Annotated in this window: 23 protein-coding genes; 7 read left to right on the plus strand and 16 right to left on the minus strand. The window is 61.1% G+C overall.

The features are described 5' to 3' along the window. Positions 1-16: 16 nt before the first annotated feature. The 5 genes from AC27VU_RS09945 to AC27VU_RS09965 all read right to left on the minus strand — a co-directional run bounded on the left by AC27VU_RS09945 (position 17) and on the right by AC27VU_RS09965 (position 2758). On the minus strand, positions 17-538 hold the full coding sequence (locus tag AC27VU_RS09945; protein WP_488723954.1) for a hypothetical protein: 522 nt from the start codon (positions 536-538) through the stop codon (positions 17-19). After that, complete coding sequence (locus AC27VU_RS09950) at positions 538-1182, minus strand: hypothetical protein (protein WP_098967624.1); 645 nt, start codon at positions 1180-1182, stop codon at positions 538-540. The genes AC27VU_RS09945 and AC27VU_RS09950 overlap by 1 nt, the downstream gene beginning before the upstream one ends. A gap of 153 nt (positions 1183-1335) precedes the next feature. Continuing rightward, positions 1336-1680 (minus strand): YegP family protein, encoded by a 345-nt coding sequence (locus tag AC27VU_RS09955; protein WP_338801014.1) that lies wholly within the window; start codon positions 1678-1680, stop codon positions 1336-1338. Between the two features lie 177 nt (positions 1681-1857). Then, the gene (locus AC27VU_RS09960) at positions 1858-2163 is read right to left on the minus strand and encodes a ribbon-helix-helix domain-containing protein (protein ID WP_003222468.1); all 306 of its coding nucleotides are present in this window, start codon (positions 2161-2163) and stop codon (positions 1858-1860) included. Positions 2164-2176: 13 nt separating this feature from the next. Next, complete coding sequence (locus AC27VU_RS09965; protein ID WP_103485675.1) at positions 2177-2758, minus strand: DJ-1/PfpI family protein; 582 nt, start codon at positions 2756-2758, stop codon at positions 2177-2179. 329 nt (positions 2759-3087) lie between these two features. Between AC27VU_RS09965 and AC27VU_RS09970 the strand changes: the two genes are divergently transcribed. Next, positions 3088-3993 carry a DMT family transporter gene (locus AC27VU_RS09970; RefSeq protein WP_086792057.1) on the plus strand — a complete coding sequence of 302 codons (906 nt, stop codon included), beginning with the start codon at positions 3088-3090 and terminating at the stop codon, positions 3991-3993. Positions 3994-4058: 65 nt separating this feature from the next. Here the strand turns inward: AC27VU_RS09970 and AC27VU_RS09975 are convergent, their stop codons facing one another. The 4 genes from AC27VU_RS09975 to AC27VU_RS09990 all read right to left on the minus strand — a co-directional run bounded on the left by AC27VU_RS09975 (position 4059) and on the right by AC27VU_RS09990 (position 7591). Continuing rightward, entirely contained in the window at positions 4059-5285 is a 1227-nt protein-coding gene (locus tag AC27VU_RS09975) for a class I SAM-dependent methyltransferase (protein WP_488723955.1), read from the minus strand. 280 nt (positions 5286-5565) lie between these two features. Further along, the gene (locus tag AC27VU_RS09980) at positions 5566-6183 is read right to left on the minus strand and encodes a TPM domain-containing protein (protein WP_003222459.1); all 618 of its coding nucleotides are present in this window, start codon (positions 6181-6183) and stop codon (positions 5566-5568) included. A 33-nt stretch (positions 6184-6216) separates the two neighbouring features. Then, positions 6217-6969 carry a TPM domain-containing protein gene (locus tag AC27VU_RS09985; protein ID WP_103485672.1) on the minus strand — a complete coding sequence of 251 codons (753 nt, stop codon included), beginning with the start codon at positions 6967-6969 and terminating at the stop codon, positions 6217-6219. 13 nt (positions 6970-6982) lie between these two features. Continuing rightward, positions 6983-7591 carry a LemA family protein gene (locus AC27VU_RS09990; RefSeq protein ID WP_003222455.1) on the minus strand — a complete coding sequence of 203 codons (609 nt, stop codon included), beginning with the start codon at positions 7589-7591 and terminating at the stop codon, positions 6983-6985. Positions 7592-7849: 258 nt separating this feature from the next. Between AC27VU_RS09990 and bglX the strand changes: the two genes are divergently transcribed. Further along, on the plus strand, positions 7850-10141 hold the full coding sequence (gene bglX / locus AC27VU_RS09995) for a beta-glucosidase BglX (RefSeq protein ID WP_488723956.1): 2292 nt from the start codon (positions 7850-7852) through the stop codon (positions 10139-10141). 141 nt (positions 10142-10282) lie between these two features. Here bglX and AC27VU_RS10000 read toward each other — a convergent pair whose 3' ends face one another. The 5 genes from AC27VU_RS10000 to AC27VU_RS10020 form a co-directional block, all read right to left on the minus strand. Continuing rightward, positions 10283-11440 carry a phospholipase D-like domain-containing protein gene (locus AC27VU_RS10000; RefSeq protein ID WP_003222452.1) on the minus strand — a complete coding sequence of 386 codons (1158 nt, stop codon included), beginning with the start codon at positions 11438-11440 and terminating at the stop codon, positions 10283-10285. Position 11441: 1 nt separating this feature from the next. Further along, positions 11442-12032: a YceI family protein gene (locus tag AC27VU_RS10005; RefSeq protein ID WP_103485669.1), complete on the minus strand. Its 591-nt coding sequence runs from the start codon at positions 12030-12032 to the stop codon at positions 11442-11444. A 218-nt stretch (positions 12033-12250) separates the two neighbouring features. Next, positions 12251-12556, minus strand: coding sequence for a hypothetical protein (locus AC27VU_RS10010; RefSeq protein ID WP_003222448.1), 306 nt, complete (start codon positions 12554-12556; stop codon positions 12251-12253). Then, complete coding sequence (locus AC27VU_RS10015) at positions 12553-13632, minus strand: serine hydrolase domain-containing protein (RefSeq protein ID WP_488723957.1); 1080 nt, start codon at positions 13630-13632, stop codon at positions 12553-12555. The genes AC27VU_RS10010 and AC27VU_RS10015 overlap by 4 nt, the downstream gene beginning before the upstream one ends. 149 nt (positions 13633-13781) lie before the next feature. Further along, positions 13782-14660: an acyl-CoA dehydrogenase middle domain-containing protein gene (locus tag AC27VU_RS10020; RefSeq protein ID WP_262141271.1), complete on the minus strand. Its 879-nt coding sequence runs from the start codon at positions 14658-14660 to the stop codon at positions 13782-13784. Between the two features lie 153 nt (positions 14661-14813). Between AC27VU_RS10020 and olsB the strand changes: the two genes are divergently transcribed. Then, positions 14814-15569, plus strand: a complete 756-nt coding sequence (olsB, locus tag AC27VU_RS10025; protein WP_003222441.1) for an L-ornithine N(alpha)-acyltransferase — start codon at positions 14814-14816, stop codon at positions 15567-15569. Next, positions 15569-16363: a lysophospholipid acyltransferase family protein gene (locus AC27VU_RS10030; protein WP_262141272.1), complete on the plus strand. Its 795-nt coding sequence runs from the start codon at positions 15569-15571 to the stop codon at positions 16361-16363. Before olsB ends, AC27VU_RS10030 begins: the two co-directional genes overlap by 1 nt. 110 nt (positions 16364-16473) lie before the next feature. Here AC27VU_RS10030 and AC27VU_RS10035 read toward each other — a convergent pair whose 3' ends face one another. Beyond that, complete coding sequence (locus tag AC27VU_RS10035) at positions 16474-17052, minus strand: acyl carrier protein phosphodiesterase (protein WP_488723958.1); 579 nt, start codon at positions 17050-17052, stop codon at positions 16474-16476. 169 nt (positions 17053-17221) lie between these two features. On the opposite strand from AC27VU_RS10035, the gene AC27VU_RS10040 reads away from it, so the two are divergent. The 3 genes from AC27VU_RS10040 to AC27VU_RS10050 are packed head-to-tail and all read left to right on the plus strand — an operon-like array spanning position 17222 to position 19794. Continuing rightward, positions 17222-17542 (plus strand): ArsR/SmtB family transcription factor, encoded by a 321-nt coding sequence (locus AC27VU_RS10040; RefSeq protein WP_003222436.1) that lies wholly within the window; start codon positions 17222-17224, stop codon positions 17540-17542. Between the two features lie 5 nt (positions 17543-17547). Then, the gene (locus AC27VU_RS10045; RefSeq protein WP_003222434.1) at positions 17548-18714 is read left to right on the plus strand and encodes an MFS transporter; all 1167 of its coding nucleotides are present in this window, start codon (positions 17548-17550) and stop codon (positions 18712-18714) included. Positions 18715-18744: 30 nt separating this feature from the next. Further along, entirely contained in the window at positions 18745-19794 is a 1050-nt protein-coding gene (locus AC27VU_RS10050; RefSeq protein ID WP_041070489.1) for an alkene reductase, read from the plus strand. A 342-nt stretch (positions 19795-20136) separates the two neighbouring features. On the opposite strand, the gene emhR is transcribed toward AC27VU_RS10050, so the two are convergent. Beyond that, positions 20137-20769 (minus strand): efflux system transcriptional repressor EmhR, encoded by a 633-nt coding sequence (gene emhR, locus AC27VU_RS10055; RefSeq protein ID WP_045122322.1) that lies wholly within the window; start codon positions 20767-20769, stop codon positions 20137-20139. Positions 20770-20967 lie beyond the last annotated feature (198 nt).

The following is a 20967-nucleotide window of genomic DNA, read 5'->3' on the forward strand; positions in this document are numbered from 1 at the left end:
TTTTCCTGCCTGTCGGTCAAAGACTGGCGGCGTGCTTCATCGCTTCGCGGTGGAAGGGCTGATCCTTCAGGACCTGCGCAATGAACGTGTCAGCGATCAAGCGCACATGTTCGAACTGCCCGCCCGAGGCGTTGAAGGCGCCCCGCCAGGATTCAGTGTGATTGTGCACGGCATAGACACCCAGTATCTCCTTGCCATGGCTGAGACTGAACACCACTGTGCTGTCGAAGCTCACCGGTACCGGTACCAGGAACAGTGTGAAGGCACTCAGGAACAACTGAGGCTGAAGCGCGCCGACATCGCTGTTGGCGACTACCAGAACGTTGTAGCCATCCTCGCTTCGACCGGCGCGAACTTCGTCGAAAGTGCCGCGCCGACGCAGTTCGTCTCGCAACATCCAGCTCGGCAGACCGAGCACATTGACGCTGATCGCCGGCAGTTGCTGGCTGTAGTCGACGTCGGGGGCCTTGAGGCTGTGGGTCGCCTGACACCCCCCCAGCAACATGAGCAATCCCAGAAACAGAAGCTTGAGGCGCATTAGAGTTTTCCTGACAGCATGGCTTTATAGACAGAGGCGCTGGGGCCGTTTTCTTCGCGAATGAACGGCGTGGCGGTGTCCAGATTCGGCATGTCCAGACGCTGCAATCCCGGTACTTGCGGGTATTTGGCACGAACCAGCGCCGCATCACGTTCAAGATGATCGCTGTGCAGGAACAGGCATGACAGCTGGAGACCGATCAGGCACCCGGCGCGAAAATCGCCGATGTAATAAGCCTTGCCCGCCTCGAGTTGCATGCCGATGGTGAAGTCTTCACGGCTCCACGTCACCGACTGCCCATGATCGAAACGCACGTTATAGATCTCGTAACGACCGGGTTTGAGCGGCATCACAAACAACGTGCCGATGCCGTGATCGGTCTCGCGTACATCTCGCTCGGTTCGGGCGTAAAACTCGTTGTGCAGGCGTGCAGTGGCGAAATCATCGCTTCCACGCTTACGGATCATCAGCATTTGTTCCTTCGCCGAAAACCTCGTCTTGGGCCAGATGCCGACCACACCTACCACATAAGCCACGCCGGAATCGGCGGTTGGCTTGAGTTCATCGTCAATGTGGGTGGGTGACATGCTGTAGCAACCACTCAGGCCGAGCAGCGCCGTCAGAACAGCGAAAAAGCGAATCATCAAAGGAAAAACTCTCGCGTAAACATTGAAAAACACACGAAAGAGTATTGACCGCCGCCCCTTCCATGGATTGGTCGCGAAGGATAAGCGATGTAGTGGCACATAGCCAGAATTCAGTCGCCATTGTTTTGGCGACTGAGTCGTGGAGTTATTTCAAAGCACCGGCAACGTCTTGTCCTTGATCACTTTGCTCGGCCCGTTGGCCTTGACGCTGGCGATGCCTTTGGCGCACGCGGCGTCCGTGGAGTACGACTCGCTGCTGCCGATGATCTGATGGTTGGCGGCCTTGAGGTTGAAGTATGGGTGGCCATCCTTCGTCGATTTCTTCTCGTAGCGTTCATCCAGCGGGCTGTTGGTCTGCACCGAAGCAATGCCGTTGTCGACTGCCGCGCGAGTGGTGTAGAGCTCGCTGGCGAGAATGGTTTCGGCGTTGGCGGCCTTCAGTACAAACCTGAACTGGCCGTTGCTGCTTTTGCTCACTTCGTACCATCCGGACATGCTCGATTCTCCTTGGCGGTTGAGAGGTTTCGCGCCAGTGAGTAAAGACCAGCCCAGGATTTCTGTCGCCTGTGACGGCCTCTTCGCGAGCAAGCCCGCTCCCACAGTGGATCTCCACAGAGCACAGTCTCCACTGTGGGAGCGGGCTTGCTCGCGAAGGGGTCGACCCGCAGTGGGCTATTTCACAACTGCTCGCACCACCGACAACTGCGGCTCCGTCACCCGCCGCTGACTCAGATACCGCGTGCAGCTCACCCGCAGGAACGAGGCAAAATTCACCACCTCCCCGCGATAATCCATCACTTCTTCATACAGCTTGGCGATCAACTGGTTAGTGGTCATGCCATCGACTTCGGCGATTTCGCTGAGGATGTCCCAGAACTGGTTTTCCAGACGCAATGTCGTCACCACGCCGCAGATGCGCAGCGAGCGCGAGCGGGATTCGTAGAGAATCGGGTCGGCCTTGACGTAGAGCTCGCACATCGGCGCATCCTCGTTACAGGGTGATTTGGGTGCCAAGCAGGCCGAGGAATCCGGACAGCCAGTTCGGGTGCGCCGGCCACGCCGGAGCAGTCGCCAGATTGCCCTGAACGTGGCCGTCGGTCACCGGGATATCGATGAACGTGCCACCGGCCAGGCGTACTTCCGGCGCACAGGCCGGATAGGCGCTGCATTCGCGACCTTCCAGAACACCCGCCGCCGCGAGCAACTGTGCGCCGTGGCACACAGCGGCAATCGGCTTGCCAGCCTTGTCGAATGCTCTTACCAGCGCCAGCACCTTTTCATTCAGGCGCAGGTATTCCGGCGCACGACCGCCGGGAATCAGCAGCGCGTCGTAATCGGCCTCGGCGACCTTGGCAAAGTCGAAGTTGAGGGCGAACAGGTGCCCCGGTTTTTCGCTGTAGGTCTGGTCGCCTTCAAAGTCATGGATCGCGGTGCGCACGGTGCTACCGGATGGCTTGTCCGGGCACACGGCGTGCACGGTGTGACCGACCATTTGCAGGGCCTGGAACGGCACCATCACTTCGTAGTCTTCGACGTAATCGCCGACCAGCATCAGGATTTTTTTCGCGGCCATGGGGAGGACTCCTCTGGGAAAGGGCTTGCAGGAGTATTCAAGGTAGACCTTATCCGTTCGGGCGGGTAACAACCGGCTACTACGCCTCCCCGCCTTTGTGGCGAGGGAGCTTGCTCCCGCTGGGGCGCGAAGCGTCCCCTCGCTTTCCGTGAGTAAAGAATGCATTCAGGTTTGGCGCCTGCTGCGCAGGCGAGCGGGAGCAAGCTCCCTCGCCACAGGACTTATTCCAACTGTATGGATAACTCTGTGCCTAGCTGTAACAGCCCGACCTGCCCGGTTTATGGCTAGATGAAGCCACCTCCCTGTCACCTTCAATTCTGGTCACTCACATGTCCTCGCGCGAAAACACCGGCATGGCCCTCGGCCTGCTCGGGGTTGTGATTTTCAGCCTGACCCTGCCCTTCACCCGGATCGTGGTGCAGGAACTGCATCCGCTGCTCAACGGCCTCGGCCGGGCGCTGTTCGCGGCGATTCCGGCGGCGGCGCTGTTGTTATGGCGGCGCGAGAAGTGGCCGAGCTGGCAGCAAATCAAAGGCCTGAGCCTGGTGATCGCCGGGGTGATTCTGGGCTTTCCGGTGCTGTCGGCGTGGGCCATGCAGACCTTGCCGGCGTCCCATGGCGCACTGGTCAACGGTTTGCAGCCGCTGTGCGTGGCGCTGTATGCCGCCTGGCTGTCCCACGAGCGTCCGTCAAAAGCCTTCTGGGCCTGCGCCGCACTGGGCAGTGCGCTGGTGCTCGGTTATGCGCTTTACACCGGTGCCGGCAGCATTCAGGCCGGTGACTTGCTGATGCTCGGCGCGATTGCCGTGGGCGGTCTGGGGTATGCCGAGGGTGGCCGGTTGGCCAAGGAAATGGGCGGCTGGCAGGTGATCTGCTGGGCGCTGGTGCTGTCGACGCCGCTGCTGATCGGGCCAGTGTTGTACCTGGCGCTGCAACATCAGGGCGCGGTGTCGGCCAAGACCTGGTGGGCCTTTGGCTACGTGGCGCTGTTTTCGCAGTTTCTCGGCTTCTTCGCCTGGTACGCCGGGCTGGCGATGGGCGGGATCGCGCGGGTCAGTCAGATCCAGTTGCTGCAGATCTTCTTCACCATCGCGTTTTCGGCGCTGTTCTTTGGCGAACATGTCGAGCCGATCACCTGGGTGTTTGCCTGCGGGGTCATCGCAACGGTGATGCTCGGGCGCAAGACCGCCATCAAACCCCATGTGGGAGCGAGCCTGCTCGCGAAGGGGCCATAACAGCCAGCAGCATCCTTGGCTGGCAGTCCGCCTTCGCGAGCAGGCTCGCTCCCACAAGGTCAAGGTCAGGCCAGGTAACCGTCGGCGCGCAGCAGGGTTTCCAGGCAGTGCTCGCTGATGTTGTAGAACGCCTTCAACTCAGCAATCTTCACCAGCAACTGAGCCGGGTCCACCGGCTCGGCGCGTTTCACCGCGAGAATCATCTTGTTCTTGTTGGTGTGTTCCAGCGAGATGAACTCGAACACTTTGGTCTCGTATCCGCAGGCTTCGAGGAACAGTGCACGCAGGCTGTCGGTGACCATTTCCGCCTGTTGTCCCAGGTGCAGACCGTATTGCAGCATCGGCTTGAGCAGCGCCGGGCTCTGGATCTGCAGGCGGATCTGTTTGTGGCAGCACGGCGAGCACATGATGATCGACGCGCCGGAACGGATACCGGTGTGGATCGCGTAGTCGGTGGCGATGTCGCAGGCATGCAGGGCGATCATCACGTCCAGTTCGCTCGGCGCCACGCTGCGCACGTCACCGCACTTGAACACCAGCCCCGGGTGCTGCAGTTTCGCCGCAGCGGCGTTGCACAGGTTGACCATCTCGTCACGCAACTCGACGCCAGTGACTTCGCCTTCGGCCTTGAGCGTGTTGCGCAGGTAATCGTGAATCGCGAACGTCAGGTAGCCCTTGCCCGAACCGAAATCAGCAACCCGCACCGGTTTGTCCAGCGCCAGCGGTGACGAGGTCAGCGCGTGGCTGAAGACTTCGATGAACTTGTTGATCTGCTTCCACTTGCGCGACATCGCCGGGATCAGCTCGTGTTGCGCGTTGGTCACGCCCAGGTCCTTGAGGAACGGCCGGCTCAGGTCCAGAAAGCGGTTTTTCTCGCGGTTGTGCTCGGCGGACGGCGCCTCGCGCAATTGCTGAGGTTTGCTCTTGAACAGCGAAGGCTTGCCCTTTTTGCTGTATTCGAGCTGGGCCTCGTCGGTCACGGTCAGCAAATGCGCATTCTTGAACGCCGCCGGCAACAGCTCGGCAATCACCGCCACGCCTTCACTCAGCGGCAGGTTCTTGGTGATGTCGCGGGTCTTGTAGCGATAGACAAACGACAGGTTTGGCTGTGCCTTGACCGTCACCGCTTTGATGATGATCCGCTGCAGATCCGCCTCTTCACCCACGTACTTGGCCAGCACCAGTTTGATGAAGCCGTTGTGTTCGAGGCTGGTTTGCAGCAGCTCGATGAACTGGGCGTGGTGGTCTGGCGCGGGTTTGGCAGACGGCGCGGATGGGGCGGTAACAGACATGAACAAGCGGCCTCGGGCGGGGCGAAACGGGAATGGCGGGTATTTTAGGGGGGATGGGGGTTGGGGACACGTTCTTATTTACCCAACGGCTTTAAAAGCGCCCTCACCCTAACCCTCTCCCGGAGGGAGAGGGGACTGATTGGGGGATATTGAAGAGGTTCACCGACTTGAAAGAGTGCCTTTGAATCCATAATCGACTCGGTTTCTCAGGCCGATGTCGAGCGCAAGACATCTCGGCCGGCTCCCTCTCCCTCCGGGAGAGGGCTGGGGTGAGGGGCTTCTAGGCCAGCACCACCAACCGATTGGGCAATTCATTCCTCACCTGCGTCACCGGCACATGCACCTTGAGCAACTCCCCACAGGCCTCGATGCAGGTCACGAACCCCTCAAGCGTGCGCCCCTGCCGCACTTGCTCGGTGAACGCGGCGACAATCGCGTCCCAGCTCTTGTTGTCCAGCCGCCGGGAAATTCCCTCGTCTACCAGAATCTCCACGTAGCGTTCGGCCTCGCAGACAAAGATCAGCATGCCGGTGCTACCCACGGTGTGGTGCAGATTCTGTTCGAGGAACTGGCGCCGCGCCAGGTTCGATGCGCGCCAGTGGCGCACACGGCGCGGGATCAGATGGGTGGTGACTTGCGGCAGACGAAACAGCAGGCACAGGACAATGAACAGCCCCCACTGCACCAGCAACAGGCTGTGCATGGTCAGCCAGCCGGTCAGGTAATGGACGATGCCCGGCACCAGCAGCGCCAACAGGCTGGCCCACAGCAACGGGATGTACGCGTAGTCATCGGCGCGGGCCGCCAGCACGGTCACCAGTTCGGCGTCGGTGTCGCGCTCGACCCGGGCGATCGCCTCGGCGACTTTGCGTTGTTCGTGTTCGCTCAGTAATGCCATGTCGAAAAGTGCCTGATCATTATTGTTGTGTGTTCACCAGCCGCCGGACGAACCACCGCCGCCGAAACTGCCCCCGCCGCCGCTGAAGCCCCCGCCTCCACCGCCGCCGCCAAATCCACCACCGCCGAAACCGCCCCCGCCTCCGGAGCCGCCACGGCCGGCGGGAAGGATACCGAGCATCTGGCAGACAAACACGGTCAGGATGAACAACACCACCAGAAAAACAAACAACAGCGGATGGCGCGAGACAAAATCGCTTTGCGGATCGCCGCTCGACTCGTACACCGTCGAGGGCTCGTCCAGCGGGTTGCCGCCGAGCACCACCAGCATCGCCGCCACGCCGTCACTGATGCCCTTGCTGAAATTGCCGGTCTTGAATGCCGGGGTGATCACTTGATGGATGATCACCGAGGTCTGCGCATCGGTCAGCCGATCTTCCAGCCCGTAACCGACTTCAATGCGCAGCTTGCGCTCATCACGGGCGACGATCAGCAGCGCGCCGTTGTTCTTGTCTTTCTGGCCGATGCCCCAGTGCCGGCCCAGTTGCACGCCGTAATCCTCGATGGTGGTGCCCTGCAGATCAGGCACCGTGACCACCACCAGTTGCTCGCCCGTAGCTTGCTCGTGAGCCTGCAACTGCTGGCTCAACTGGGCGCGCACCGAGGGCTCGATCATCTGCGCCTCGTCCACCACCCGCCCGCTCAGCGCCGGGAACGTCAACTCGGCCCGGGCGCTGACGGCGAACAGCCAGAGCATCAGCACCAGGCCAATCTTCAACACACGCATGGGCAACCTCGAATCAGAACTTCACTTCCGGGGCCTTCTCCGCACCGGGGGTGGTGGCTTCGAAGGTTTCGCGAATCGGCAGATCGCTGTACATCACGCTGTGCCAAAGGCGACCGGGAAATGTGCGGATCTCGGTGTTGTACTTCTGCACCGCCAGAATGAAATCGCGCCGCGCCACGGCAATCCGGTTTTCCGTGCCTTCGAGCTGCGATTGCAGGGCAAGGAAGTTCTGGTTGGCCTTCAGGTCCGGGTAGCGCTCGGAGACCACCATCAATCGGCTGAGCGCACCACTCAACTGATCCTGGGCCTGCTGGAACTGCTTGAGCTTTTCCGGGTTGTCGAGGGTGCTGGCATCGACCTGGATCGAAGTTGCCTTGGCCCGCGCCTCGACCACTGCAGTCAGGGTTGCTTCTTCATGCTTGGCATAGCCTCTGACGGTTTCCACCAGATTGGGAATCAGGTCGGCACGACGCTGGTACTGGTTCTGTACCTGGCCCCAGGCCGCTTTCGCCTGTTCGTCGAGGGTCGGAATGTTGTTGATGCCGCACGCGGTCAACAACGTAGCCATCAGCAGCAGCGTGGCGACCTGCAAACGCGAGCGGTAGGTTGGACTGACATTCATCAAAGTGATGCTCCCTGGCGTATTTCATAAAAAACCGACCGTGAAACCTTCTGCGTCGGCGGTTCGGGCATAATCGGCGGCGCCACTGGATTGCAACGGGCCGATGGGCTAAAAAGAGGCCCTGCGCAAACGCTGCCGAAAGTCGGTGGGCGTTTTTGGCTCGGTCATTTTGAGCCTGCACCCGAACAACAATAGTCGCTCCCTAACTTTTGGCTGGCCGGCATTGCATTGCCGCTTGGGCCCTTGAGAAAAATATTCATGAAGAAGCTGTGTTTGCTGGGCCTGTTCGTCAGCCTGGCCAGTCATCAAGTATTGGCCGCCACGACCCCGGTACCCCTGGAAAACAAGGACGCGTTCATCAGCAATCTGATGAAACAAATGACCCTCGATGAAAAGATCGGCCAGTTGCGCCTGATCAGCATCGGCCCGGAAATGCCCCGCGAACTGATCCGCAAAGAGATCGCCGCCGGCAATATCGGCGGTACGTTCAACTCGATCACCCGCCCGGAAAACCGTCCGATGCAGGACGCGGCGATGCGCAGTCGCCTGAAGATTCCGATGTTTTTTGCGTACGACGTGATCCACGGTCACCGTACGATTTTCCCGATTCCGCTGGCCCTGGCATCGAGCTGGGACATGGACGCCATCGGTCGGTCCGGGCGCGTTGCCGCCAAAGAGGCTGCATCTGACAGCCTCGACATCACCTTCGCGCCGATGGTCGACATCTCCCGCGATCCGCGCTGGGGCCGCAGCTCCGAAGGCTTCGGTGAAGACACCTACCTGACCTCGCGCGTCGCCAAAGTGATGGTCAAGGCCTACCAGGGCGACACGCCGAGCGCGGCTGACAGCATCATGGCCAGCGTCAAGCACTTCGCCCTGTATGGCGCGGTCGAGGGCGGTCGCGACTACAACGTCGTCGACATGAGCCCGGTGAAGATGTACCAGGACTATCTGCCACCGTACCGCGCGGCGATCGACGCCGGTGCCGGCGGGGTGATGGTGGCGTTGAACTCGATCAACGGCATCCCGGCCACCGCCAATACCTGGCTGATGAACGATCTGCTGCGCAAGGACTGGGGCTTCAAGGGCCTGGCCGTCAGCGACCACGGGGCGATCTTCGAGCTGATCAAGCACGGTGTAGCCGCCGACGGCCGTGAAGCGGCGAAACTGGCGATCAAGGCCGGCATCGACATGAGCATGAACGACACCCTGTACGGCAAAGAGCTGCCGGGGCTGCTCAAGTCCGGCGAGATCGAACAGAAAGACATCGACAACGCGGTGCGCGAAGTGCTCGCCGCCAAGTACGACATGGGCCTGTTCAAGGATCCGTACCTGCGTATCGGCAAAGCCGAGGATGATCCGGCCGACACTTACGCCGACAGTCGTCTGCACCGCGCCGACGCGCGTGACGTCGCGCGTCGCAGCCTGGTGCTGCTGAAGAACCAGAACGACACCCTGCCGCTGAAGAAAACCGCGAAAGTCGCACTGGTCGGCCCGCTGGCCAAGGCGCCGATCGACATGATGGGCAGCTGGGCTGCTGCGGGTAAACCGGCGCAATCGGTCACGCTGTTCGACGGCATGAGCTCGGTGATTGGCGACAAGGCCAACCTGATCTACGCCCGTGGCGCCAACATCACCAGCGACAAGAAGGTGCTGGATTACCTGAACTTCCTCAACTTCGACGCCCCGGAAGTGGTCGATGACCCACGCCCGGCCAACGTGTTGATCGACGAAGCGGTGAAGGCAGCCAAGGACGCTGACGTGATCGTCGCCGCCGTTGGCGAGTCCCGTGGCATGTCCCACGAATCCTCGAGCCGCACCGACCTGAACATCCCGGAAAATCAGCGCGAGCTGATCCGCGCATTGAAAGCTACCGGCAAACCGTTGGTACTGGTGCTGATGAACGGCCGTCCGCTGACCATTCTCGAAGAGAACCAGTCGGCTGATGCGATTCTGGAAACCTGGTTCAGCGGCACCGAGGGCGGCAACGCCATCGCTGATGTGCTGTTCGGCGACTACAACCCGTCGGGCAAACTGCCGGTGACCTTCCCGCTTTCGGTGGGCCAGATCCCGACCTACTACAACCACCTGAGCATTGGCCGGCCGTTCACACCGGGCAAACCGGGCAACTACACCTCGCAGTATTTCGATGACACCACCGGGCCGCTGTTCCCGTTTGGTTATGGCTTGAGCTACACCCAATTCGCCCTGAGCGACATGGCGCTGTCCTCGACCACCCTGAACAAGACCGGCAAGCTCGACGCCAGTGTCACCTTGAAAAACACCGGCCAACGCGACGGCGAAACCGTGGTGCAGCTGTACATTCAGGACGTCACCGGCTCGATCATCCGCCCGGTGAAAGAACTGAAGAACTTCCAGAAAATCATGATCAAGGCCGGCGAACAGAAAGTCGTGCACTTCACCATCACCGAGGATGACCTGAAGTTCTACAACGCCCAGCTCAAGTACGCAGCCGAGCCTGGCAAGTTCAACGTGCAAATCGGCCTGGATTCGCAGGATGTGACGCAGCAGAGCTTTGAGTTGCTGTAATTTTTCAGGCAACACATAAACCCTGTGGGAGGGGGCTTGCTCCCGAAGGCGGTGTATCAGCTACCTATATGCTGAATGACGCTCCGCCTTCGGGAGCAAGCCCCCTCCCACATTAGATTTCCGTAATTTTCGAAATTGGCGTTATCCACGCCGATCGAGAATGTTGACCACCACCCGATCCACCCAGCCCCAGATCCTCTGCTTCACCCGCCGCCACAACGGCCGGCGCTGCCACTCCTCCAGACTGACCTGCTGGCTCAGACCGAAATCCTTCTCGAAACTCTGCACCACCGCTGCCGTCAACGACGGGTCCAGCGCCTCCAGATTCGCCTCCAGATTGAAGCGCAGGTTCCAGTGATCGAAGTTGCATGAACCGATGCTCACCCACTCATCCACCAACACCATTTTCAGATGCAGGAAGCACGGCTGGTATTCGAAGATCTGCACCCCGGCCTTGAGCAGACGCGGGTAATAGCGATGGCCGGCGTAACGCACCGACGGGTGATCGGTGCGCGGCCCGGTCAGCAGTAACCGGACGTCGACACCGCGAGCAGCAGCCTTGCGCAGCGAACGGCGGATGTTCCAGGTCGGCAGGAAATACGGGGTGGCCATCCAGATGCGTTTCTGCCCACTGTTCAGAGCACGAAACAGCGACTGCAGAATGTCACGATGCTGGCGCGCATCGGCGTAGGCCACACGGCCCATGCCCTCGCCCATGTCCGGCACCTTGGGCAGGCGTGGCAGGCCGACATGCGCCGACGGTTTCCAGGCCCGGCGATGGCGGTTGGCGATCCATTGGCGGTCGAACAATATCTGCCAGTCGAGCACCAGCGGGCCGCTGATTTCCACCATCACTTCATGCCATTCGCTGCTGTCCTGCTCCGGCGTCCAGAATTCATCGGTCGCACCGGTGCCGCCGACGAATGCCAGACGCTGGTCGACCAGCAGCAGTTTGCGGTGATCGCGATAGAAGTTGCCGACCCAGCGCCGCCAGCTCAGGCGATTGTAGAACCGCAACTCGACCCCGGCCTGAATCAGGCGCTGACGCAGGTGCAGGGTAAACGCGAGACTGCCGTAGTCATCGAACAGGCAGCGCACCCGCACACCGCGCTCGGCGGCCTGCACCAGCGCCTGCACCACGGCTTCGGCACAGGCGCCCGCCTCGACCAGATACAACTCCAGCTCGACCTGTTCCTCGGCGCGGGCAATCTCCACCAGCATGCGCGGGAAGAATTGCGGGCCGTCGATCAACAGCTCGAAGCGGTTGCCGTCGCGCCATGGGAACACCGCGCCGCGCATGTCAGCGCGCCGTGAAAATCAGCACCGCACCCACCGGCACCGACAGACTGATGGCCGAAAGACCGGCCAGGTTGCGCAGAGTTTCCAAACCCGGCACCAGGTCGAAATCCTCGGCGTTGATCACCAGCGGCTCCAGCGTCACCACTTGAAAACGTCGGTCATCGAGACGGGTGGCCAGCAACTCTGCCGGGTATTCATGTTGTTTGCCGTGCAGGTTGACGGTCAGCGGCAAGCGTAATTCCAGTTGCGCGCCGGGGGCCAGATCGTTGATCGGGCGCAGGTCGATCCGGGTGCTGATGGTCGCTTCGGGGAATTGCTCGATCTGGAACAGCTCCTTGCGCATGCGCTCGTCGCGCAGCGGGATGCCGCTGTTGATCGACTCCAGTTCGACTTCAACCTCGGCCCGACCGCTGGGATCGACCTTGCCGTGCAACACCAGAAAGCGCTGCACTTCGGAAATGTGGGCGTTTTTCGTGCTGACAAACGATAGCCGCGACGACTCGCCATCCAGATACCAATTGGCCTGCGCCGGCAGCGCGGCGGCGGCCAGCAGCAGACTGGCGAAGGCTTTATAGAGGGAGCGGTTGAACATTGAATACTCGTGGGGGCGATAAACCTGCACGAACCTTAACCGCCCACGCCGTTATTGCAAACTGATCGCCGCAAATCCATCGATTGGTGAAACCTCCTGTGGGAGCGGGCTTGCTCGCGAAGGCGGTGAATCAGTCAACACAAATGCTGAATGGCACACCGTATTCGCGAGCAAGCCCGCTCCCACAGGGTTGTTCATTGACTGAAGGATCAAGGATTTCAAGGATTGAGGCGGCAGCCCTGCCGTTCACTCAACCACTGCGCACTATTGCTGCGGCCCATGCCGCTGACGGTGATGGTTTTGCTCGCGCTGTCATCGGTAAAGCGGCTGGTCGGCAGCCACTGTTTTACATAGCCGCGGCAATATTCGGCGTCGTTGTTCATCACATAACGACACGAACAATATTCCTTGGCGGTGTACGCGCTGATGATATCGGGGAAGGCCCACAGGTTGTCCCGCTCGAGCCAGATCCAGCAGAGGAGCACGATCAGCACCAGCAGCAGCGCCCGTTTCAACAGCTTCATGGCTGCACCGACTTGAGCACGCGTTTGAGCAGTTCGTTGTGGCGATAGCTGCCGTCGCGGTCATCGGCGTAACGCACGATCACCAGTTTCTCGCTGGGGATCACATACAGCGCCTGGCCCCAGTGGCCGAGGGCGGCGAAGGTGTCGGGCGGCGCGTCGGGCCACGGCGCGGCGGCGCCATCCGCCGGGCGATTGAGCCACCACTGACCACCGGGCACCGCTTCGTCCTGATGCGCCTTGTAGCCGGCAAAGGCAGTGCGGTTGAAAGCGACCCAATCCTTGGGCAGCAATTGCCGGTCGTGCCAACGTCCGTCGCGAGCCATCAGCAGACCGACCCGCGCCAGATCCCGCGCCGTGAGATAGGCATAAGAGGACGCGACAAACGTGCCGCCGGCATCGGTTTCCCACACGGCATGGCGGATGCCCAGCGGCTCGAACAGCGCCGTCCACGGATAGTCGGGATAACGCTGGGGGCCAACCATGGCTTTCAACGCAGCGGCCAACAGATTGCTGTCGCCACTGGAGTAACGGAACGTCTGCCCCGGCGGCGCATAAGCGTCGTGATTGGCAGTGAACCCTGGCATGTCGCGGTGCCCACGGGTGTAGAGCATCGCTACCACCGAGGATTTCAGCGGCGCGTACTCGTAGTCTTCCTGCCAGTCCAGCCCGGAAGCCCAGTGCAGCAGATCCGCCACGGTGATCGCCGGGTGTTTTTCCAGCGCCGGATAAAACCTCGAGACCGGATCATCCAGTTTGAACAGGCCTTCGCCATACGCCACGCCAAGCACCGTGGCCATCAGGCTTTTGCTGATCGACCAGGTCAGGTGCGGGGTCTCGGCACGGGTCGGGCCGGCATAGCGTTCGTAGATCAACTGGCCGTCGCGGATGATCAGCAAGGCGTCGGTGCGGATGCCTTGGCGGGTGGTGTCGTCGCGAGGCGGGAAGGCGTAAGTTTCCAATGCCTCGACCGCGGCGCCGCTGATTTTTGCGCCAGTCGGCCATTGTTCATCGGGCCATTGCTCGGCCTGAACCGTGAAGCTGATCAGCAGCAGAAACAGGGACAGGCCTTTGCACATGGTGTGGGCTCTTGGGGGAGAACCTGCTGAGGGTAGTCGGGGTTTATGACAGGGGTGTGGTGGTTTCGAGACCGCCATCGCGAGCAGGCTCACTCCTACAAGAGAATGCATTTCAACTGTGGGAGCGGGCTTGCTCGCGAAGGGGCCCGTCAGCCCACCGCCAAAGCCTTGGCCAAGCGCTTGGCCCGCGCGCCCGCCGCCAACTGCATCACCGACTGATCACGCTGCCACATCAACGCCCACTCCGGATTACCCTCAGCCAACGCCCGATCGATCTCGGGTTTGAACGCATCGAACTGCGCAAACAACCCACCCAACAGCACATGCCCGGCCGGGTTGTTCGGCGGCTGGCGACTCGCTTCCGCACACCCGCCCAGCAGCGCCAGCAAGCGCAACAGCAGCGGCTGCGACCAGCCGCTGTCCTGACCGACGCCATACAGCCACGCGGTCATCGCGCTCAACACGTAAACATCCTCCAGAGTGCGGAACGGCTTCACATAAGCATCCCAGCCATCCCCCGCGAGCAGCTCGCACAAGGCGCCGTCCAGATGCAGACGACCGTGACTGATGTCCGGCATCAGCGGCAGCGCCGGGAGTTTTTCCACGCGCACGCCGGGTTCGCCGGGATAGACCACCGCCAGACTCAGGCGCGGCGTTTCGCCGGGTTCGTCACTGCGCGCGGCGATCAATAGCCAATCCGCCGCATCCCCGGCGGTGACGAAATCCTTTTGTCCGTTGAGGCGCAAATCCGTCAGGCGCGTCTGCATGTCCGCCGGGCGCAAGCTGCGCTGTTCGGTCGCACACAACGCGCCAAGACTCGGCGGGGCGCTCGGCCAGAGCATGCGCAATGCCGCCTGATACCCCACCAGAAACGCCAGCCCCGGCGTCGCCATCCGCCGCCCTCCGGCCACCGCCAGTTCGAACGGCGTGACGCTGCCCAGTTGATGCAACAACGTGGCGAAACCTTCCGCCAGATCAGCGACGGCGGGCAGGCGTTCACGACTTTCGAGCAGGGTTGGCCAGGGCATAAGAGGCTCCTTGTGGGCTGTCATACAAGCATCACCAAACGTTCATGGCGATGACACCGGGGCTACATAGCCTGACTTTGCACAACATGGCTGCATAAAGAAAGTCGATCGGCTGCAACCCACGACGGGTTCAAGGCCCGTACGGAGATTCCAATGACTCAGATCGCCCGCATCAGCGACACCGGCAATGAACGCCGCCTGCAAGCCGAACGCCTGATCGGCGCCGAGGCCTTGCAGCAAGCCCAGGCCCTGCGCTTCAACGTGTTCAGCGGCGAGTTCAACGCCAAGCTGAAAGGCGCGGAGCTGGGTCTGGACATGGATGACTATGATGTTCACTGCAGCCACATCGGCGTGCGTGACCTGAACACCGGGCGTCTGGTGGCGACTACCCGTCTGCTCGATCACACCGCTGCCAGCAGTCTGGGCCGTTTTTACAGCGAAGAAGAATTCAGCCTGCATGGCCTCGCCCATCTGCAAGGGCCGATCCTCGAAATCGGCCGCACCTGCGTCGACCCGGCCTACCGCAACGGCGGCACCATCGCCGTGCTCTGGGGTGAACTGGCCGAAGTGTTGAATCAGGGCGGCTACAGCTACCTGATGGGTTGCGCGAGTATTCCGATGCAGGACGGCGGCGTGCAGGCCCACGCGATCATGCAGCGTCTGCGCGAACGTTATCTGTGCACCGAACACTTGCGCGCCGAACCGAAGAATCCGCTGCCGTCGCTGGATATCCCGTCGAACGTGATCGCCGAAATGCCGCCGCTGCTCAAGGCCTACATGCGCCTGGGTGCGAAGATCTGCGGCGAGCCGTGCTGGGACGAAGACTTCCAGGTCGCCGACGTGTTCATCCTGCTCAAGCGCGACGAACTCTGCCCGCGCTACGCCAAACACTTCAAGGCGGCCGTGTGATGAGCCGGTTGCGCGTGTACGCGAGGATCGCGCGGGTGCTGCTGGTGGTGGCGCTGGGCTTGACCATGGCCAGCGTCTTCGGGATGTTCGAACGTCTGGGCCTGGCGCACTCGATGCAACGTCGGCAGCGCTGGTCGCGGTTTTTCATGGCGCGTCTGAGCAATGCCCTGCCCTTTCGCGTAACCGTGCACGGCGACTTGCCGAAGCAGCCGATGCTGTGGGTCAGCAATCATGTGTCATGGACTGACATTCCGCTGCTGGGCATGCTCACGCCGCTGTCGTTTCTGTCCAAGGCCGAAGTGCGCACCTGGCCGGTGGCCGGTTGGCTGGCGGCGAAGGCCGGCAGTCTGTTCATCCGTCGCGGCTCGGGCGACAGCCAGTTGATCCGCAAACAGATGACCCGTCACCTGCAAACGCAACATCCGCTGCTGATGTTCCCGGAAGGCACCACCACCGATGGCCGTTCGCTGCGCACCTTTCATGGTCGCCTGCTGTCGGCGGCGATTGATTCGGAGGTGATGCTGCAACCGGTGGCGATCCGTTATCTGCGCGATGGCGAAATCGACACGCTGGCACCGTTCATTGGCGACGATGATTTGCTCTCGCACTTGATGCGTCTGTTCAGTAACGACTGCGGCGATGTCGAGATTCATGTGCTCAAGCCGATTGCCTGCGTCGGTCGCGAGCGTGCAGCACTGGCGTTCGAAGCACAGCAGGCGGTGCAGAAGGCGTTGTTTGGTGAGGTGGCCAAACCTGCCGAACCGCGTCGCGCCGGCGAATTGATCGCCGCCTGAAACACAGATCCCCCCTGTGGGAGCGGGCTTGCTCGCGAAAGCGGTGGTTCAGCCAATGCACATGTTGAATGACCTACCGCATTCGCGAGCAAGCCCGCTCCCACAGGGGGTTACTGCGTTGCCGACGTTTGTGCAAATTCTTGAAGCTGCGGATAGAACAAACGGAAATCCTCACTCAGCGGCTCGTACAACCGCCGCAATTCCTGCATCGCCCCCGCCAGTTCCTCAGGCCGAGTCAGACGCCGTGAGATCCCGCGCAGCACCTGGTCCAGCACTTCGAATTGCTGATACGAACCCAGCCAGTCATTGGCGACCATGTGCGGGGCGATTTTCGCCAGGCGTTCCGGCAATTGCGGCTCGCTCGACAGCACTCGATAAACGTCGGCGGTGAACTGCTCCAGTGGCTGATCGGCGTACTGCGTCCAGTCCCGCGCCAGGCAATGGTCGAAAAACACATCAAGGACAATCCCGGCATAACGCCGCCGGGTCTCGGAGAAACGCCCGAGGGCGATGTCCACCAAAGGGTGGCGATCGGTGAACACATCGATTCGCCGGTGCAGCTGAATCGCCGCTTCGATCTGCGGAGCAAACTGCCCCTGCAGCCGTCCTTTGACGAAATCGCCATACAGGCTGCCAAGTAATTGCTCGGGGCGCTGGCCTCCGAGGTGTAAATGTGCGAGATAGTTCATGGGCGCAGCTTAGCACTGCGCGCTTTCATCGTTACAGCATACGTATCGTTATAACCCGATATACCGATTTATGCGGTCATCAGATCAAATTCATATTGGTATATCGCGAAATACCGATTTAAAGTTCGCCTCATCGCGATATAACGCTACACATCACGAGCATAAAGCCATGAACCTCGACCTCGACGAAATAATAAAAGCCCTGGCACACCCAGTACGGCGAGACATTCTCATCTGGCTGAAAGACCCCAAAGCCCAGTTTCCTGAGCAGATTCACAACCACGAGTACGGCATCTGCGCCGGGCAGATCGATCAACGCTGCGGCCTGTCGCAGTCGACCGTCTCTGCCCACCTGGCGACCCTGCAACGCGCAGGTCTGATCAGCAGCCAGAAAGCCGGCCAGTGGCACTTCTTCAAACGCAACGAGGACGTGATCCAGGCGTTCCTCGACGCCATCGTCAAAGAGCTCAGCGCTCCCACAAGGAATTGATTCAAATGCCCCTCTCGCTACTCATTCTGGCCTTGAGCGCCTTCGCCATCGGCACCACCGAGTTCGTCATCATGGGCCTGCTGCCCGATGTGGCAGCCGACCTCGGTGTGTCGATCCCGGGCGCCGGCTGGCTGGTGACCGGTTACGCCCTGGGCGTGGCCATCGGTGCGCCGTTCATGGCACTGGCCACCGCCAGACTGCCGCGCAAGGCCGCACTGGTAGCACTGATGGGCATTTTCATCGTCGGTAACCTGCTGTGCGCCATCGCCAGTGACTACAACGTGCTGATGTTCGCCCGTGTCGTCACCGCGCTGTGCCACGGTGCGTTCTTCGGTATCGGTTCTGTGGTAGCTGCCGGACTGGTAGCGCCGAACAAACGCGCCTCCGCCGTGGCGCTGATGTTCACCGGCCTGACCCTGGCCAACGTCCTCGGTGTACCGCTGGGCACGGCACTGGGTCAGGAGGCCGGCTGGCGTTCGACGTTCTGGGCGGTGACCGTGATTGGTGTTGTGGCACTGATCGGTCTGATCCGCTTCCTGCCGGCCAAGCGTGACGAAGAAAAACTCGACATGCGCGCCGAACTCGCCGCCCTGAAAGGCGCCGGCATCTGGCTGTCGCTGAGCATGACCGCGCTGTTCGCCGCATCGATGTTCACCCTCTTCACCTACGTCGCGCCGCTCCTCGGCGATGTCACCGGCGTCTCGCCCAAAGGCGTGACCTGGACCCTGCTGCTGATCGGCCTCGGTCTGACGGTGGGCAACATCATCGGCGGCAAGCTGGCGGACAAACGCCTCGGCGCGACCCTGATCGGCGTATTCGTGGCGATGGCGGTGGTCTCCACCGTGCTGAGCTGGACCAGCGTGGCGCTGATCCCGACGGAAATCACCCTGTTCCTCTGGGCCACCGCTTCGTTTGCCGCCGTCCCGGCGCTGCAAGTCAACGTGGTGACCTTCGGCAAGGCCGCACCAAACCTGGTGTCGACCCTGAACATCGGCGCTTTCAACATCGGCAACGCCCTGGGCGCCTGGGTCGGCGGCAGCGTCATCGCCCACGGTTTCGGCCTGACCAGCGTGCCCCTGGCCGCCGCCGCGCTGGCCGTGCTCGCGCTGCTGGTGACCCTGATCACTTTCCGTCAGAACGGCGATGCCGGCCTGGCCCCTGCTACCCACTGATTAACCACTTAACTGACGAGGGTTGTACACATGGCAACTATTTTCGATCCGATCAAACTGGGCGACCTCGAGCTGTCCAACCGCATCATCATGGCCCCGCTGACCCGCTGCCGCGCCGATGAAGGCCGCGTGCCGAACGCACTGATGGCCGAGTACTACGTGCAACGCGCCTCTGCCGGCCTGATCCTCTCCGAAGCCACCTCGGTGACGCCGATGGGCGTTGGCTACCCGGACACCCCGGGTATCTGGTCCAACGATCAGGTGCGCGGCTGGACCAACGTGACCAAAGCCGTGCACGCTGCCGGCGGCAAGATCGTTCTGCAACTGTGGCACGTCGGCCGCATCTCGCACCCGTCGTACCTCAATGGCGAAACACCGGTCGCGCCGAGCGCCATCCAGCCTAAGGGTCACGTCAGCCTGGTTCGCCCACTGGCCGACTACCCGACTCCACGTGCCCTGGAAACCGCTGAAATCGCCGAGATCGTCGAGGCCTACCGCACCGGTGCCGAGAACGCTAAAGCCGCCGGTTTCGACGGCGTGGAAATCCACGGCGCCAACGGCTACCTGCTCGACCAGTTCCTGCAAAGCAGCACCAACCAGCGCACCGACAACTACGGCGGCTCCCTGGAAAACCGTGCACGTCTGCTGCTGGAAGTGACTGACGCGGCGATCGACGTCTGGGGCGCCGGCCGTGTCGGCGTGCACCTGGCGCCACGCGCCGACTCCCACGACATGGGCGACGACAATCTGGCCGAGACCTTCACTTACGTCGCTCGCGAGCTGGGCAAGCGTGGCATCGCCTTCATCTGCTCCCGCGAGAAAGAAGGCGCCGACAGCCTCGGCCCACAACTGAAAGAAGCCTTCGGCGGCGCGTACATCGCCAACGAACGCTTCACCAAGGACAGTGCCAATGCCTGGCTGGCAGAAGGCAAGGCTGACGCGGTGGCGTTCGGCGTACCGTTCATTGCCAACCCGGACCTGCCGGCACGTCTGAAGGCCGATGCACCGCTGAACGATCCGCGCCCTGAGCTGTTCTACGGCAAGGGCCCGGTCGGTTACATCGACTACCCGACGCTGTAAACCTTATTCAGGACGCGACAGAAATACAAAAGCCCCCGACTTGTGAAAGTCGGGGGCTTTTTCTTGGGTTTTGCCCCGCAATCGCTGAAGCTCCATTGTGGGAGCGGGCTTGCTCGCGAAAGCGGTATAACCGTCGGCAGATGTATTGAATGTTCAGACGCCTTCGCGAGCAAGCCCGCTCCCACAAGGTGATGCTGTCATTATTGGCGACAGCTAACATTCGTTCACAGCGAAGACACAAAATCCCTACAAAATCCGTAGCTCGCTACGTTTAAACTCGCGGTTCGGGTCTATATAAAAGCAGGCCGATTGACATAACCTGTGCCAATTACGCATTTTGTTTCATTTGCGCAGGCTGGGGCTCAGGCGCAGCATGTCCAGCCCTGTATCGACCCAGCGCTCGGCTTCGGCATGCAATTGAAAGCTGTCCGGCGCCAATAGCCATCCATACAGGAGGCCATCGATATACGCATGAATGCTGATGGCCGCTCGGGCAGTGTCGAGATCTTCCGGCAACTGGCCGCGATTTACCGCATTACGCAAGGTCAGGCCGATGCGCAGGTTGCAATCGAGACTGGCCGTGCGGCGCTGCTGGCGCAGATCGCACATTTCATCGGTGAATTCGCACTTATGAAAAAGAATCTCGTTGATGCGACGGGTCTTCGGATCCAGGGCTACCTGATGGAACAGATGGATCAACAGCTTGCGCATGCACCCCAGTGGGTCGAGTTCGTCCTCGCTCTCGCTGGCCTTCGCCAATTCATCCAGCGGTTCATGCAGGCTGTCGAGCATCGCCTGCACCAGATCCGCCTTGTTGCTGAAATGCCAGTAGATGGCACCGCGCGTGACGCCAGCCAGCGTTGCGATATCCGCCAGGGTCGTGCGGGCCACGCCTCTTTCATAAAACGCTTTCTCGGCCGCTTCGAGAATCTGGCTGCGCGTTTCCTGAGCTTCCTCTTTGGTACGACGGACCATGGCAGTAAAACCTCAAACAGGATGTTTCAGGGATGGCTGAATATCCGCTGAATAAAGAGGGGGCCGATCTCTCACGAATCAGCTCCCCGGCCTACAATTTCAAACCTTGCGACGCATTTTGTAACAGGGTGGGTACGACGCCAAGCTATTTACAAACAACCATGAACGTAAGTATATTCCTTAGCAAGCTACTTATCC

The sequence above is a fragment of the Pseudomonas sp. 14P5.3.2 genome (assembly GCF_057799175.1).

Excerpts from the sequence above, each read along its gene's own strand:
- AC27VU_RS10020 (WP_262141271.1), bottom strand. The coding sequence starts at position 14,660 with ATGCCCTGGCCAACCCTGCTCGAAAGTCGTGAACGCCTGCCCGCCGTC.
- AC27VU_RS10040 (WP_003222436.1), top strand. The coding sequence starts at position 17,222 with ATGAACCTCGACCTCGACGAAATAATAAAAGCCCTGGCACACCCAGTA.
- AC27VU_RS09985 (WP_103485672.1), bottom strand. The coding sequence starts at position 6,969 with ATGCGTGTGTTGAAGATTGGCCTGGTGCTGATGCTCTGGCTGTTCGCC.
- AC27VU_RS10045 (WP_003222434.1), top strand. The coding sequence starts at position 17,548 with ATGCCCCTCTCGCTACTCATTCTGGCCTTGAGCGCCTTCGCCATCGGC.
- AC27VU_RS10050 (WP_041070489.1), top strand. The coding sequence starts at position 18,745 with ATGGCAACTATTTTCGATCCGATCAAACTGGGCGACCTCGAGCTGTCC.
- AC27VU_RS09970 (WP_086792057.1), top strand. The coding sequence starts at position 3,088 with ATGTCCTCGCGCGAAAACACCGGCATGGCCCTCGGCCTGCTCGGGGTT.
- AC27VU_RS09950 (WP_098967624.1), bottom strand. The coding sequence starts at position 1,182 with ATGATTCGCTTTTTCGCTGTTCTGACGGCGCTGCTCGGCCTGAGTGGT.
- AC27VU_RS09965 (WP_103485675.1), bottom strand. The coding sequence starts at position 2,758 with ATGGCCGCGAAAAAAATCCTGATGCTGGTCGGCGATTACGTCGAAGAC.
- AC27VU_RS10005 (WP_103485669.1), bottom strand. The coding sequence starts at position 12,032 with ATGTTCAACCGCTCCCTCTATAAAGCCTTCGCCAGTCTGCTGCTGGCC.
- AC27VU_RS09980 (WP_003222459.1), bottom strand. The coding sequence starts at position 6,183 with ATGGCATTACTGAGCGAACACGAACAACGCAAAGTCGCCGAGGCGATC.
- AC27VU_RS09990 (WP_003222455.1), bottom strand. The coding sequence starts at position 7,591 with ATGAATGTCAGTCCAACCTACCGCTCGCGTTTGCAGGTCGCCACGCTG.
- AC27VU_RS10035 (WP_488723958.1), bottom strand. The coding sequence starts at position 17,052 with ATGAACTATCTCGCACATTTACACCTCGGAGGCCAGCGCCCCGAGCAA.
- AC27VU_RS10000 (WP_003222452.1), bottom strand. The coding sequence starts at position 11,440 with ATGCGCGGCGCGGTGTTCCCATGGCGCGACGGCAACCGCTTCGAGCTG.
- AC27VU_RS10030 (WP_262141272.1), top strand. The coding sequence starts at position 15,569 with ATGAGCCGGTTGCGCGTGTACGCGAGGATCGCGCGGGTGCTGCTGGTG.
- bglX (WP_488723956.1), top strand. The coding sequence starts at position 7,850 with ATGAAGAAGCTGTGTTTGCTGGGCCTGTTCGTCAGCCTGGCCAGTCAT.
- AC27VU_RS09945 (WP_488723954.1), bottom strand. The coding sequence starts at position 538 with ATGCGCCTCAAGCTTCTGTTTCTGGGATTGCTCATGTTGCTGGGGGGG.
- AC27VU_RS10010 (WP_003222448.1), bottom strand. The coding sequence starts at position 12,556 with ATGAAGCTGTTGAAACGGGCGCTGCTGCTGGTGCTGATCGTGCTCCTC.
- olsB (WP_003222441.1), top strand. The coding sequence starts at position 14,814 with ATGACTCAGATCGCCCGCATCAGCGACACCGGCAATGAACGCCGCCTG.
- emhR (WP_045122322.1), bottom strand. The coding sequence starts at position 20,769 with ATGGTCCGTCGTACCAAAGAGGAAGCTCAGGAAACGCGCAGCCAGATT.
- AC27VU_RS10015 (WP_488723957.1), bottom strand. The coding sequence starts at position 13,632 with ATGTGCAAAGGCCTGTCCCTGTTTCTGCTGCTGATCAGCTTCACGGTT.
- AC27VU_RS09975 (WP_488723955.1), bottom strand. The coding sequence starts at position 5,285 with ATGTCTGTTACCGCCCCATCCGCGCCGTCTGCCAAACCCGCGCCAGAC.
- AC27VU_RS09960 (WP_003222468.1), bottom strand. The coding sequence starts at position 2,163 with ATGTGCGAGCTCTACGTCAAGGCCGACCCGATTCTCTACGAATCCCGC.
- AC27VU_RS09955 (WP_338801014.1), bottom strand. The coding sequence starts at position 1,680 with ATGTCCGGATGGTACGAAGTGAGCAAAAGCAGCAACGGCCAGTTCAGG.